Source organism: Pseudoflavonifractor sp. HCP28S3_F10 (assembly GCF_052065415.1).
GTDB lineage: Bacteria > Bacillota > Clostridia > Oscillospirales > Oscillospiraceae > Pseudoflavonifractor_A.
Map to the genome: position 1 here is coordinate 65707 of NZ_JBQHUB010000010.1, position 13765 is coordinate 79471.

Consider the following 13765-nt stretch of genomic DNA (forward strand, 5'->3'; position numbering starts at 1 on the left):
TTCCTGTCTCATGGGTGGGTAAGCTGCTGCAACAGCTTACCCATTCAGCATTTCTGCGGCTTTTTTGATATTAGCGCTGGCATTGCCTTTGCGGAAGTTCTCCCCGTCGAAGCGGATCGGGACGCAGACTTCCAAGATGCGGTCAAAAATGCGGCGGTCATCCAAATCGGCAGCTTGCTTCATAACGGAAAGCGGGATATTCGTGGTGACGATCATGGGCTTGCCGGTCAGCAGCCGCTTGTCAACCACATCGAATACGCGCTCCTTGCCGAAACTGGTGTTACGCTCTGCACCCAAATCATCCAGAATGAGGAGGTCGGGGCGCATAAGCGTTTTCATGTAATGGTCGCGATCCGTGCCGAAATTACCCTGCATTCGATTGACCACATCGGACATTCCCACAAAGAGGACAGACTCCAGACGGTCAATCAGAGCGTTGGCAATACAGCCAGCGGCATAGGATTTTCCTGTGCCAACGTTCCCGAACAGGAGCAGCCCGATCCCCGCTTTTTTGAACTCGTCCCAGTTCTGCGCGTAGCCTCTCGCCTTTGCAAGCTGGGGCGTTGTAACTGCGGCTGACTCAAACCGCCAGCCAGCGGCGGGCATATCACGGAACGCTTCGCTGCGGAGCATTGTCATATAGGACATTCGCTCGTATTCCCGGCGCTCCGCTTCTTCCCGTTCCCGGCGTTCGGCAGCGCACTTGCACATAACCGGGTGCTTGGTAAAGCCCTGTGCCTGAAGTTCTGCGGGATAAAAGGCTTCTTTCGGCGTGTGGCACTTGCCGCAGTATTTCAGCCCATCGGCAGGATTGATGTAATCGTCAGGTGCGGCATTAGCCGCTTCAACGGCATCAACCATTTTCGTAAAAATCGCATTCATAGACACTCTCCCTCGTTATCGTCGTAGGTGTAGTTTTTCGCGCTCCTGCCCTTGCTGTCCTCGTCCAACCACTTCTTGATGGTGGCGTAATGATTGGCATAGTGCCTGTCATTGGAAGCCATATACCGGGACAGCCGCTCAATGTATTCGGCAGCTTTGCCGGGATAAGCCGTCTCCAGCCGGGTACATTCCTCGCCTGACAGGAAAACATTTTGAAACTCTCCATATCGGCGGCGCGTACTCTCTACTCTTTCGGTCTTACTCTGTTCTTTATATTCTGTATCAGTATTACTTGTGGGCAATTTTTGCCCCATGCAAGGGGAAGAATCCTGCACATCCATTGGGCAGATATTGCCCTCTGGACGGGAAGAAACCTGCACCCTGTCTGGAATTTGCAGAAAGATGCGGTTTGCCTGATTCCAGCCCTGACGGATGCGGGTAATCAATCCGGCATTTTCCAGCTCCCGCAGGGCGGTCTTGACTGTCCGCTCACTCCGGTCAAGATCGTTCGCCATCTGCTTGATTGTGTAGATCACATACACATTTCCGTCCTCGGACACCCAGCCGCTTTTCTGGGAAAGCATGGTGCGGTTGAGCAGAAGCCCATATAGCAGCTTGGCGTTGATGGAATATTCGCCCGCCAGCATGAAGCGCGGCAAGGGAATGAACGGCGGCAATGCGGTGTTCAATTTGAAATAGATTTTTCATCACATCCTCTCTGGTCTGGTGTGATACGGCTGCTATGGCGGTGCTCTGTCAGGTCCACGAGGGGAGTACGCAGATGTACCACCCTTTTTTGCCCTCTTGGACCGATAATGCGGGCAAATAACGACAACCGCCCGGAAACTCTGCTTGCAGTCGTGGACGCATTTCCGGCAGAGGGCGTTAAAGGTGATGCGGCCACGGTCGTTGAGAAAGAACGACCATTCCAGCTTTCTTGATTTACTCATGCGCGGCATATTGTGACCCTCCTTACATTCATAATTCCTGTTTTTGCGCTTCTTTCAAAAGCGACCATATTTCTTCCTGACGTGCTTTCAGCTCGGCAATATCGGCAGCATAGAATCGCCCGGTCTGATTGATGCGGCGGCAAATCTGATTGATGTTTGAGGCAACGCGGCTGACGGCAGCAGCCAGCTTTTTTTGCTCAGTGTAATTGACCTTGATGATGTACCCGTCGATGAGCATTTTCCGGGTATATGCGCCGAAGTTGTGCGTTCCCAACTGGCGCATCTTATGTTGGATGAGATTTAGTTCCTGCTCATTCAGGCAGATTTCCTTGCGGATGGGCCGCGTGCGGTCTGGCATGATAAAACACTCCTTTCACTTTACAACGGACAGATTTTCTGCGAATGGGGGGGTAACGCGAAAAATTTCTTTTTACTTTTTAACGGACTTTTTTCTCAAAAACTTGACACCCTCTTAAAAAATATGCGCCCCTGCTTTTGTGAAAGCGGGAGCGCGTTGTATCTGCGGATATGAAATTATGGAGAATAGCAAGCACATCCGGTGTCCGTACACACCGGAAAAATGAGCGTTTCTGCCTTGCAACCGATACGCTCATTTTCTCTTTTGGGAAAGTCCCAAACCCTTGATTTCTGAATTGGAAATTCTTTCTGAACTTCGCGGGAAACCTATTGATTTTATTCGCTAATCGGACTATAATATATAATGATTTATTGTAACTACGATCAGGCTAACAAGCTGAGAGGACAGACCGGGAGGGCTGCAACCATGAAGTATCTTTCTGTCCCGCAGACCGCCGAGAGGTGGGGTATCTCATCACGGCGCATACAGATATTGTGCAACGAGGAACGCATACCGGGTGCGGTGAAAATCGGCAACAGATGGGCAATCCCCGATGATGAGCCAAAGCCCGCAGACGCGAGAATCAAAAGCGGAAAGTACGTTAAGAAGCCCGCTAAAAATTAAAAATGAGCCGCAGACAATAGCGACTCTAACTCGAAATAATGGGGTGCATTCCACCCCAAGGGTGCGAATGGGCGCACTACGCCCTTGGTTTACAACACGTCCGAAATCGTCTATTCGACAAACTATGACAAGATTGGACGCAATTCAACAAATATTAGTCCTTCCGTGACAGGACAGGTCTTTTACGAGAATAGATTTGTGGAGGAAAACAGCCATGCCAACGCTGGAATGGATTGGAAAAAGTAAAGTCATCAATCACCATCAGGAAGTGCCGTTCCGGGTGTTGGAGCGCCAATACAGCTATGACGAGCAGGGCCAGCATGAAGAAGATAACGGCAGCGAAAACATGATTATCCGGGGCGATAATCTGGAGGCCCTGAAAGCACTGCTGCCCCGGTATGAGGGGCGCGTCAAGTGTATTTACATTGATCCGCCCTACAACACGGGCAACGAAGGCTGGGTCTACAACGATAATGTCAACGACCCGAAAATAAAGAAGTGGCTGGGCGAGGTTGTCGGCAAAGAGGGCGAGGATTTGACCCGCCATGACAAATGGCTATGCATGATGTACCCCCGGCTGAAGCTGCTGCAAAAGCTGTTGGCGGAGGACGGGGTTATTTTTATCAGCATTGATGATACGGAATATGCCAATCTGAAATTGATTTGTGACGAGATTTTCGGAAGCAACTGCTTTGTTTCCAATATTTCATGGCAGCGTACATACTCCACCCGCAATGATTCCAAAGGCATCGTAAACGAAGTTGAGCATTTGTTGGTTTACAGCAAGCAGCCTGATTGGAATCCAAATAAATTACCAAGAACGGCAGAAATGGACGAAAGATATAAAAACCCGGATAACGATGTTAGACCATGGAAAAGCAGTGACGCATTTGCTCCGGATTCAGTTGGTCATCAGGGCATGGTCTATGGCGTTCAGCACCCAATTACAGGAAAGATTATGTACCCGCCCAACGGGCGGCATTGGTCTTTTGGACAAGAACAAGTTCTTGAAATTATGCAAGGCTGGGCTCCGTATGAGCTACGAGATATTAATGATGCAGAAGTTCGGGCAGAGCTTTGTGGAATTGCCAAAGAAAGCGTTCGACAAGATGTAAAGGCGATAATGCTGTCTGTTCCACTTGAAGAAGCGGCAAAACAAGCCGAGCAAGTATATCAGCGGGGACAGTGGCCTGTTTTCTGCTTCTCTAATAATGGAAAAGGCGGCATTCGGAGAAAAACATATCTTACCGAGGTTGGAGGTAGATTGCCTACCAACTTTTGGGCCTTTACTGAAACCGGGCACACCGATGAAGCCAAGAAAGAAATGCTGGCGATTTTTGACGGGAAAGCCACTTTTGATACCCCAAAGCCACACCGCCTAATTGAGTTTGTTCTGAAAATCGCCGGGAGCGACAATGCTCTTGTACTCGACTCCTTCGCCGGTTCTGGCACCACCGCCCACGCTGTTCTGAATATGAACAAAGCCGACGGTGGGCATCGGAAATTCATTCTTGTTGAGATGATGGACTACGCCGACAGCATTACTGCCGAACGCGTGAAGCGGGTCATCCAAGGCTACGGCGAGGGCAAAACGGGCGTGGAGGGTACGGGCGGCAATTTCAGCTTCTACGATCTGGGCGAACCGCTGCTTGTGGGCGATTGCCTGAACGAAGCTGTTTCCCCCGAAAAAATCCGGGAATACATCTGGTTCATGGAAACCAAAACGCCCTATGCCCCTCCTGCTGGGGACAGCCCCTATTACCTCGGTAACCACAACAGCACGGGTTACTACTTCTACTATGAGCCGCAGCGCGTGACGGTTTTGGACTATGCGTTTCTTGCCACCATCAAAGAAAAAGCCGATGGAACGGTCATTTATGCCGACCGCTGCTCCATCGGTGAGGACAAGCTGGCGCAGATGGGGATCACCTTCAAGAAGATTCCCCGCGACATCAGCAGACTGTAAGGGGGTGTTCGCTATATGGAATTAAAAAGCTATCAGAAAAAGGTCATAGCGGACTTGACCCGCTATCTGGAACTGCTGAATGAAACACGGGACTACGCGGCAGCTTTCCGCTGCTTCTGGCAGGAAAAAAGTGCACCGTCTCTGGGGTACTATCAGGATATTCTGCCCGGTGTCCCTAACCTCTGCTTCAAGGTGCCCACAGGCGGTGGGAAGACCTTTATCGCCTGTAATGCCATTCGCCCCATTTTTGACGCTCTGCCTGTTACCAAGACAAAGGCAGTGGTATGGCTCGTTCCCTCGGACGCAATCCTGGCGCAGACGGTGAAAGCCCTCAAAGACACACAACATCCCTACCGACAGAAAATTGATGTGGATTTTGGCGGGCGCGTGGAGGTCTACACCAAGCAGGAGCTTTTGAACGGGCAGAACTTCAATCCCACTGCCGTCACCGAACAGCTTTCCATCATGGTGCTGTCCTATGATTCTTTCCGTGGGCGCGGCAAGGAGGGCTTGAAAGCCTATCAGGAGAACAGCAATCTTGCCGAGTTTGCCAAGGTGCTTGGCAAGCCAGACAGCCCCATTGAGAAAGCGGACGAAACAGCGCTGTTCCAGATCATCAATCAACTTAACCCGCTTGTCATTGTGGACGAGAGCCACCACGCCCGGTCTGATCTCAGCCTTGAAATGCTGGAGAACTTCAATCCCTGCTTTGTTCTGGATTTGACCGCTACGCCGAAAAAGGAGAGCAATATTATCTCCTATGTGGACGCGGTGCAGCTCAAGGGCGAGAACATGGTCAAGCTGCCTGTGATCGTCTACAACCGGGACAGTCAATCCGATGTGCTGATTGACGCGATCGATCTGCGAAATAAGCTGGAAGAACTCGCCTGTGCGGAATATACAAAAACAGGCAAGTATATTCGCCCCATCGCGCTGTTCCAGGCACAACCAAAAGGCAAGGAGGACGCTACCACCTTTGAAAAGTTGCGGGATAAGCTGGTGGACGCTGGCATCCCGGCAGAGCAGATCGCCATTCGCACCGCCGATGTGAATGAACTGAAAAATGTGGATTTGATGTCTCCCGATTGTCCTGTTCGCTATATTATCACGGTCAATGCACTGAAAGAGGGCTGGGATTGCCCCTTTGCCTATATTCTTGCGTCCCTTGCCAACAAAACCAGTCAGGTGGATGTGGAGCAGATTTTGGGGCGTATCCTCCGTCTGCCCCATACACGCCAGCACACACAATCGGCTTTGAATATGTCCTATGTGCTGACTTCCTCCAACGATTTTAACACTACCGTGCAGCACATCATCAAGGGATTGAACAGTGCAGGATTCAGCGACAAGGATTACCGTCTGGCTGAGTCTGTGAAGCCCCAGGGCTCGGAGCAGCCCCCGGTGCAGATCGACATTACCGAACTGCAAGGAGTTTCCGATACGGAAGCCCCTTTGGAAACGGAACAGGACGATTTTGCAGGGCTGGATGGGAAATCCATCGGGGCAGAACTGGAACGCCGCCGGGAACAGGAAAAATCCTCAGAAATTACCCCCAAAGCCGACAGTATGCTGGATGATGCCGCCAAAGCCGGTGAAGCGTACAACAACGCCGTAAAACAGGGGCAGGATGATCCGCAGATTCAGAATCTTCCTTGGGAGGTGCGGGAACAAGTGGCTACTTTCCGTGTTCGTCCTCAATTCCAAAGTGACCTTGAAACTCTTGTGATCCCTCAATTTTTCCAGGTGATCCCCGATACCCTGTTTACGGAAGGTACGCTGGAACTGCTGGAAAAAGAACAGCTCGCCGAAGGCTTCACGCTGAAAGGTAAGGCATACGACATTGATTTTGCCGCAGCTGATGATGAGATTGCCGAGGTCGATGTGCGGGCAAATGAGGGCGGATTGCCCAAGGTGTTCAAAATGACCAGCGCAGAGCAGCGGTATTTCAAGGAATACTTCAACAGTCTGCCGCCGGAGAGTCGTGTGCGCCAATGCAAGGATATGATGTTCAATCAACTCAATAAGCTGAACATGGTGGACGCTGCCGAACTGAAATCCTACATAAACCGCATCGTGGACGATATGGACAAGGCACAGATCGCCGCTATGGAGAAGGCTCCGCTGGGATATGCCAAGAAAATCAGAGAAAAGATTGAATCCTTGCTGGATGCACATTATCGGGAAACTTTTGCAAAATGGCTGGAAACCGAACGCATTGTATGCCAGCCGTCCTATCGGCTGCCGTCAGTTATTCATCCCACGACCAGCACAGACATATACGGCGGTTCTTTGTATGAAGCCGAGGATGGCGACATCAACAAGCTGGAACAGGATTTGATTATGGAGTTGACCGCCCTTCCGAATGTTCGCTGGTGGCACCGCAATCTCTCCCGGCATGGATTTGCCATCAACGGCTATATCAAGCACTACCCGGACATTATGATTATGACCCAGAGCGGCAAGATTATCTTTGCAGAAACCAAGGGCGAGCATCTGAAAAACGATGACAGCCGGGAAAAGATTGAATTGGGACGCGCGTGGCGGACTGCCGCCGGGAGCCAGTACCGTTATTACATGGTGTTCAGGGATGGAGAAAACCTCCTGCCGGGAGCTGTCAGCATGAGCCAGTTTGTGGAGACAGTAAAGGCGCTGTAAGTGTAAAAATTCATACAGATTCAGGCAGCAGGAGTAATTCTGCTGCCGTTTTCTTTGGATGGCTATTCCGCTGGCTATGGTCTGCGGATTGTCATAATTTTTCAAAAGGGAGCGTGATAAAAATGAGAACGAAAATCAATCAAAGGGGGTGGTGTGCCGATGCAGTATAGAAACTGGAGCGAGATTCTAATGCAGGAGGCAGGATATGGCCAAACCGCTTGATCCCAAAGCGATAGAGGCCGAGCGGCAGACCAGCAGCCGAGCTGAGCGCAGAGAACAAAAACGTCGCCAGATGCAGGACGAGATTTCCTATAATCAGCGCGGAAATGGTGTCATTGTCATCCCGCCGCAAAAACGGCGAGAAATTGCAGCGGAACCACCCAAACTCCGCGTTGCGGCATATTGCCGCGTCAGCACGCAGGAGGAACAACAGATCGGCAGTTTCGATATGCAGATTCATCATTTTACCAAGAGAATTGAAGCCAATCCGCAATGGGAACTGGTGGAAATCTATCAAGATGAGGGAATCAGTGCCACTACTGTTGAAAAACGGCTGGGATTTCAGAAGATGATTGCCGACGCGGTGGACGGAAAAATTGACTTGATCCTCACGAAAAGCATCAGCCGTTTTGGTAGGAATATCGTGGATATTCTGAACAATCTGCGAACACTTTCTGCTCTGAATCCCCCTGTTTCCGTCGAGTTTGAAACGGAGGGAATTACCTATACCGGTGATGGACGGAATAACCTCCTGATCTCACTATTGGCTGCTCTGGCTGAAATGGAATCCCAACAAAAGAGTGAGGCCATTAAAGCAGGTATTCGCTGGCGCATGGCGGAGGGCATCTACAAGTTCTCTGTGCAGAACACGTTGGGCTTCTACCGCGACCACTTTGGGCGGTTGGTTATCGAACCTACCGAGGCACGAATTGTCGAGTATATCTACGAAAGCTGCTTGGAGGGCGCAACGCCAGCGGAAATAGCCGCTGCCCTGACAGAGCAGGGGATCAAATCTCCCATGGGTAATGACCTCTGGTCTGCCGGTACTGTCCGCAGCATCCTCCGAAATGAGAAATACTGCGGTGATGCCTTGATGCAGAAAACCTATACCAAAGATTTCCGCACACATAAATCAGTGAAAAACACTGATCTGAATATGTATTTCAAGGAAAATCACCATACAGCTATTGTTAAAAAAGAGGACTGGATAAAGGTACAAAAACTGCTGTCGGAGCGGCACAGCACGGCAAAACGGGCTACATTGCGCCGTCTAAGCAATCACTTTGTCGCATACCGCGTGAAAGATGGTCTTTTCAAGGGCTATCTGATCATGGATTCCCGGTGGTCTTTTTTAGAACGTCAGGAGTTTATGGAAATCGTGGATGAGGCACAAAACACGATGAAATGAAAGGATTTTTACTATGAACTTCGATTTTTCCGCTTTGAACTTTGAAACCATTGATTCCAACATCAACGCCTACCCTGATATGTTCCTGAATCAGAACGGCGTGACTTTCACCAAGAAGGTGCTTGAGGACTTGGGTTATCCCGCCTATGTCCTGTGCCTGCTGGATGCAAAGGCGAAAGTGTTTGCGATCCGTATGTGCAAGAGCAACGAGCCGAAGGGTTTCAAATTCTCCAAGCCGAAGGGAGAGCAGAAGGGTGTCGTAACAATTTCCAACAAGAACCTGCTTGACCCTCTGCGGGCCGTTACGGGTGAGGACTATATTCCCGGAAAGCGGTATAGGGTGCGTGGCTTCTGGGTTGCTGACGCAAAAACCATGTGTTTTGACCTTAACGAGGGCGTTCAGGAGGACTTTCGCCCTGTTACGCCGAGCAATGACGCAGAATAACCCCTGATACTCAGGGAGAAAAGGGAGAGCCAAAGAGCGGCGGCAAGCCACCTGAGCGAGAAAGCCACCTCTCCCTTTTCTCCCTCGCTGCGGCTATGGAAACCGTGGAAAACCGCAAGTGGTTTACACACCGTTCCCACAGCCTGCACTTACCCTCTTATTCCTCTCCGGCTTTCTCCCTATACAGAGAAAACGTGTTCATTTTTGTTCCGAGAACGTACAGTCACCGTGATAGGTAGAGCGCAGTATGTCAACACGGCATAGAAAAACAAATGGCACACAGGAGGGATTATCCTCCAAAAAAAGCCCCGAGACGCAACAAAAAGAAGCCCAGCACGCGCCGTTTGACGTGATGCTGGGCTTCTCCTCATTACAGCGATTTCAGCGGGTAAAACAATGCTCTGTTTGCAAGAAGCACTTTCGCATTTTGCCAAATGGTGTAAAAATGCTCTATGCCGTAAAATTCCACATCCAAAGGCGTACCGTATACGCTCTGCCGTGCTTTGCTTTCTGATGTGCTTTTTTCATGCAGGGAGAAAGGATTTCACTGTTCTCACTATCTCCAGTTTTAATAAGGCATTTTTACTGCCTCACAGTGACGTTACTCAGCAATTAAGCCGAAATGCCGCAGAGCATCCTTAATTGCCTCGACCTTTTCAGGCGGGCATGGATGATACTCATGCTTCCTCTGCTCCACAGCGTTCGGCGCTTTGTGCATATCCAATCCGACCATGCGCTTGACCTCTGCAATATATGCAGTATGGACTTTGAAGCCGTACTTCTCCTGCACATATTCCTGAATACGCTTATAGGTCGGATGCTCCTTGACCTCGCCGGTTTCCACTTCCATTCTGACTTCAACCGTCAGTGGATTTGTTTCCCGTGACAAGAGGACCACCGTCTCCACATGGGCGGTCCGGGGAAACATATCCACGGCCACGGCCTTCCTGGCGGCGTAGCCCTTCCCAGCGAAGCGGGCCAGGTCCCGGGCCAGAGTGGCCGGGTCGCAGGAGACGTAGACCACCCGCTCCGGGCCCATGGCGGCCACGGTGGAGATCACGTCCTCGCTCAGTCCCTTGCGGGGCGGATCCACGCATACCACGTCGGGCCGCAGCCCCTCCGCGGAGAGCCGGCGGGCGGCCTCCCCCGCGTCGCCGCAGAGGAAGCGGGCGTTGGTAATACCGTTGCGTGCGGCGTTGCGCCGGGCATCCTCCACGGCCTCGGGCACCACCTCGGCGCCGATGACCTGCCCGGCGGAGGAAGCCATGGTCAGGCCGATGGTGCCGATGCCGCAGTAGAGGTCCAGCACCGTCTCCCCGCCGGTGAGGCCGGCGAATTCCGCCGCCTTGCGGTAGAGGACTTCAGTCTGGTCGGGGTTGACCTGATAGAAGGAGGGCACCGACAGCCGGAAGGTCAGGCCGCACAGGGTGTCATCCAGATCGTCCCGGCCCCAGAGGGTGCGGTAGGAATCCCCCAGGATCACGTTGTTCTTTTTTTCATTGACGCCCAGCACCACGCCGGTGAGGCCGCGCTCCGCCCCGCGGAGAGCGGAGACCAGCTCCTCCTCGTGGGGGACCCCTTTGCCGTTGACCAGCAGGCAGAAGAGGGACTCCCCCTTCCGGTTGGTGCGGACGTACACGTGGCGCACCAGTCCCCTGCCGGAGCGCTCCTCATAAGCGGGAATGTGATACTCCTCCATCCAAGCTTTGGCGGCGGCGCGGAGCCGGGCGGCGGCAGGGCTCTGGAGCAGGCAGTCCTCCACGTCGGTGACCGAGTGGGTGCCCGCCCGGTAGAATCCGACCCTAGGGCCGGGGGAGACGGGGAACTGGGCCTTGTTGCGGTAGCGCTCGGGCCGCTCTGCGCCCAGGATCTCGGTCACGGACAGGTCCAGCCCGCCGATACGGCGGATGGCGTCCTCCACCCGCTGCCGCTTGGCCTCCAGCTCCTCGGCGTAGGACATATGGCGCAGGCGGCAGCCGCCGCACCGGCCGAAGTAGGGACAGTCGGGGGTGACGCGGCGGGGCGATGGCTCCTCGACCCGGACCACGTGGCCCCAGATGGCCGAGCGGCCTACTTTATCCAGGTGGACCGTACATGTCTCGCCCCGGAGGCCGCCGGACACAAAGACCACCGCGCCGTTGAGCCGGGCGACGCCGTCGCCGTCGCTGGAATAGCCCTCGATGAAGAGGGAATGTTCAGTGTGTTCTAAGACGCGATCCATTCCACCAGATACTCCTTCAGTGCAGAATAGGGGACGGAGAGCTCCACCGGGCTGTTGCCGGCGCCCAGTTCGCCGGGCTGATACCAGAACACGAAGCCCTCCCCGGTCAGATAGAAGTGCTCCGGCTGGAAAGAGGCCTGGATGTCGGCCCTGGATACACCCTGGGCGAGGAGCTGTGCCGCCGCATCCGAGCGGAGCACGGCCTCCCTGGCGGCGTCGGCGGCGGCGAGAGAATCGGTAAAACAGTCGGTAAAGGTGAGTCTGTGTCCGTCGGTCAGGTCAAAAAGCTCGGCCATGCGGAACACGCTGGGGTGGGCCGCCCCCACGGAGTTGACGTAAAACTGCCGGGTGAAGCAGATGGCCCACTCCGACTGGAAGCTGGTCTCAAAGGTCATCTCCTCCGCGGTGGCCTGGAAGGGAAGGCCGGAGAGGGTGGAGACCTCGTAATCCCCCTTGGCGCTCTCGGCCCGCTCGCCGGCGGCGGTGAGGAGCTCGGCTCCCTCGCCGGAATAGTAGTCCGAGATGGCGGCAAGCGCAGGATGAAGGTCCCGGTTCTCAAAGTCGGGCAGGGTGTAGCTGACAGTGAGCACCACGGCGCCGTCCTCCGCGGTATAGCTCTGGGCGAAGAGCTGGCTGGAGAGGATGGGGTCGGCAGGTTCGGTGACCGGCGTGGGGGTGGGCACAGGCGTGGGCGTGGGTGCAGGTGTGACCGCGGGCGCGGGCGTGGGGGACGCGGTGGGCTGAGCGGGGGCCGGAGCGCAGGCGGAGAGCGCCGTGAGACAGAGGGCGGCCAGAGCTGCGGGAAGATACCGTTTCATATAAACTCCTTTGCGTGGGCGGATGGTTGTTTTTCCTATTGTATCATTGAAAAACAGCGGCGTAAATATGGGAACGTCAGTATTTGAGCACCAGGGTGCCGCCGCATTTGCAGCGGTACCGCTCCGGATGCAGGGTCAGATTGGAGGCTTTGGTCCGGGGGAATTCCCGCCCGCACTTTTGGCAGACCACCAAGTGGCGCACCGGCCTGAGGTCGGCCACCCCCAGATCCTCAGGCCGTGAGGTGCGGGAGATGTGGTAGCCGAAGGCCGCGTTCATGCGCCCGGCGTACGCCCGCCAGCGCTGGCCATGGTTCTGACAGCCGGGACAGGTATGGAGCACCTCGTGGGCCAGCGTCTCCCGGCAGGATTGCTCCGGCGCGTCCAGCAGCCGGTGGGTGAGCTGGATCTGGAAGGAACCGCCCCGGCGGACACAGCAGCCGAAGCGGGTGAGGGCCCGGGTGTTGACCACCACATGGGGGTCGATGGCGGAGGACACCGGGATACCCGAACTCCGGGCCTGGGCCAGCACTGCACGGAGCAGAGCGTCAAAATCGTTCAAGAAGATCACTCCGGTCAGAGAAAGAAATCCATTCTATTTTAACACAGAAGAGAGGAATCGGATGAGAAAAATCGTGGAAGGGCGGCCCGCAGTCCCATTGACACCGGATATGGAGACGGATATACTGGGATACACAGATCCGGCGCCGGGACACCCACCGGGCCGGACGTACACGAACGGAGGGAAGGATATGAAGCGGATCCTGTGTTTTGGCGATTCCAACACCTGGGGCTTTAACGGCGCCCAGGGCGGCCTGCGGTTTCCTGAGGAGGTCCGTTGGACCGGCCGGCTCTCCCGGCTCATGGGGGAGGATGTACGGATCATCGAGGAGGGCATGAACGGGCGTACCCTTTCTTCCTTTGACGATATGCGCCCCGGCGCCGAGGCCATGGAGTACCTTCTGCCCTGCCTGGCTTCCCACCTGCCTCTGGACGCGGTGGTATTCATGCTGGGGACCAACGAGTGCAAGCCCCGCTTCGGCCGGACGGCGGCGGAGATCACCGCAGACATGGGCGAGCTGGTAGACCGGGCCATAGCCTTCCTGGCCAGGGGGCTCCACGGCCAGCGGCCGGACCCGGTCATTCTGCTGGTGGCCCCCAAGCCGCTGGCGGAGCGGGCGGCGGAGGACGCCGCGTTCGATATGGGCTCGGTAGAGATGTCCCGGCAGCTGGCGGAGGGCTACCGCGCCCTGGCGGAGGAGCGGGGGCTCCTGTTCCTGGACGCCGGAACAGCGGCGGAGGAGCTGGGACCGGACGGCTGCCACCTGAGTGTAAATTTCGGGTTATAAAGTCCACTTGCACGGAGTTTCCGGTCCATCTTCACGGATAAACAAGTCCACCGTCACGGTGAAGGAGTCCGGCTAAATCAGAGCCTTTATAA

Annotated in this window: 14 protein-coding genes; 7 read left to right on the forward strand and 7 right to left on the reverse strand. The window is 54.4% G+C overall.

Annotated elements, in window-relative coordinates:
- Positions 1-36: 36 nt before the first annotated feature.
- From ACTNBZ_RS06350 to mobC, 4 genes are read right to left on the reverse strand one after another with little or no spacing between them, the layout of a single operon-like run.
- Complete coding sequence (locus tag ACTNBZ_RS06350; RefSeq protein WP_441208831.1) at positions 37-882, reverse strand: ATP-binding protein; 846 nt, start codon at positions 880-882, stop codon at positions 37-39.
- Positions 879-1571, reverse strand: a complete 693-nt coding sequence (locus ACTNBZ_RS06355) for a replication initiator protein A (protein ID WP_441208832.1) — start codon at positions 1569-1571, stop codon at positions 879-881. Before ACTNBZ_RS06355 ends, ACTNBZ_RS06350 begins: the two co-directional genes overlap by 4 nt.
- A gap of 51 nt (positions 1572-1622) precedes the next feature.
- Positions 1623-1841, reverse strand: coding sequence for a hypothetical protein (locus tag ACTNBZ_RS06360; RefSeq protein ID WP_441208833.1), 219 nt, complete (start codon positions 1839-1841; stop codon positions 1623-1625).
- Between the two features lie 19 nt (positions 1842-1860).
- Positions 1861-2190, reverse strand: coding sequence for a plasmid mobilization relaxosome protein MobC (gene mobC / locus ACTNBZ_RS06365; RefSeq protein ID WP_441208834.1), 330 nt, complete (start codon positions 2188-2190; stop codon positions 1861-1863).
- A gap of 426 nt (positions 2191-2616) precedes the next feature.
- On the opposite strand from mobC, the gene ACTNBZ_RS06370 reads away from it, so the two are divergent.
- From ACTNBZ_RS06370 to ACTNBZ_RS06395, 6 genes are all read left to right on the forward strand, one after another.
- Positions 2617-2814, forward strand: a complete 198-nt coding sequence (locus ACTNBZ_RS06370) for a helix-turn-helix domain-containing protein (protein WP_337942605.1) — start codon at positions 2617-2619, stop codon at positions 2812-2814.
- 214 nt (positions 2815-3028) lie between these two features.
- On the forward strand, positions 3029-4780 hold the full coding sequence (locus ACTNBZ_RS06375) for a site-specific DNA-methyltransferase (RefSeq protein WP_441208835.1): 1752 nt from the start codon (positions 3029-3031) through the stop codon (positions 4778-4780).
- Positions 4781-4795: 15 nt separating this feature from the next.
- A complete protein-coding gene (locus tag ACTNBZ_RS06380; RefSeq protein WP_441208836.1) occupies positions 4796-7435 on the forward strand; it encodes a DEAD/DEAH box helicase in 2640 nt (879 codons plus the stop codon).
- Between the two features lie 205 nt (positions 7436-7640).
- A complete protein-coding gene (locus ACTNBZ_RS06385; protein ID WP_441208837.1) occupies positions 7641-8843 on the forward strand; it encodes a recombinase family protein in 1203 nt (400 codons plus the stop codon).
- A 13-nt stretch (positions 8844-8856) separates the two neighbouring features.
- The gene (locus ACTNBZ_RS06390; protein WP_441208838.1) at positions 8857-9288 is read left to right on the forward strand and encodes a hypothetical protein; all 432 of its coding nucleotides are present in this window, start codon (positions 8857-8859) and stop codon (positions 9286-9288) included.
- A gap of 247 nt (positions 9289-9535) precedes the next feature.
- On the forward strand, positions 9536-9802 hold the full coding sequence (locus ACTNBZ_RS06395; protein ID WP_441208839.1) for a hypothetical protein: 267 nt from the start codon (positions 9536-9538) through the stop codon (positions 9800-9802).
- An 87-nt stretch (positions 9803-9889) separates the two neighbouring features.
- Here ACTNBZ_RS06395 and rlmD read toward each other — a convergent pair whose 3' ends face one another.
- The 3 genes from rlmD to ACTNBZ_RS06410 form a co-directional block, all read right to left on the reverse strand.
- Positions 9890-11509, reverse strand: a complete 1620-nt coding sequence (gene rlmD, locus ACTNBZ_RS06400) for a 23S rRNA (uracil(1939)-C(5))-methyltransferase RlmD (protein ID WP_441208840.1) — start codon at positions 11507-11509, stop codon at positions 9890-9892.
- Positions 11494-12327, reverse strand: coding sequence for an RsiV family protein (locus ACTNBZ_RS06405; protein WP_441208841.1), 834 nt, complete (start codon positions 12325-12327; stop codon positions 11494-11496). The genes rlmD and ACTNBZ_RS06405 overlap by 16 nt, the downstream gene beginning before the upstream one ends.
- Before the next feature lie 76 nt (positions 12328-12403).
- Positions 12404-12886, reverse strand: coding sequence for a SprT-like domain-containing protein (locus ACTNBZ_RS06410; protein WP_441208842.1), 483 nt, complete (start codon positions 12884-12886; stop codon positions 12404-12406).
- Positions 12887-13076: 190 nt separating this feature from the next.
- On the opposite strand from ACTNBZ_RS06410, the gene ACTNBZ_RS06415 reads away from it, so the two are divergent.
- Positions 13077-13673 carry a GDSL-type esterase/lipase family protein gene (locus ACTNBZ_RS06415; RefSeq protein ID WP_441208843.1) on the forward strand — a complete coding sequence of 199 codons (597 nt, stop codon included), beginning with the start codon at positions 13077-13079 and terminating at the stop codon, positions 13671-13673.
- Positions 13674-13765 lie beyond the last annotated feature (92 nt).